Source organism: Gilvimarinus gilvus (genome assembly GCF_030518155.1).
GTDB classification, from domain to species: domain Bacteria; phylum Pseudomonadota; class Gammaproteobacteria; order Pseudomonadales; family Cellvibrionaceae; genus Gilvimarinus; species Gilvimarinus gilvus.
On sequence record NZ_JAULRU010000826.1, the window covers coordinates 1 to 337 of the forward strand.

1 protein-coding gene is annotated in these 337 nt (G+C 45.1%); it reads right to left on the bottom strand.

The window, feature by feature from the left end:
- On the bottom strand, positions 1-337 hold a 337-nt coding region (locus QWI17_RS23035; protein ID WP_302724891.1), incomplete at both ends, for a hypothetical protein.

Here is a 337-nt window from a genome sequence, read left to right on the forward strand (position 1 = left end):
TAACCCCGTTTTTTAACTCTTTGCGCCAAGCGCCAACCTCAATTCCAATTGCCTCGTCATTGCGCATGCCGCTAGTGATTGAAACTATATACAGAACAGCATCTCTGCAACGAATTGCCATCCGTTCATCACTAGGATGATATCCAATACCATTGGCTGCCAATTCGGCCTTCATCTCCCGGACAATGCTTTCGCAATAGTTGAAAATCCTAGATTGTTCATCATGAGGAATAATATCTGTTCGCCCGACGTTTTTAGTGGCAGCACCCAACCCTTTTATATTCGCGACCCCACAAATCCGCCACAATGTCGAATTACCCCAAGGATAACTCTGAAT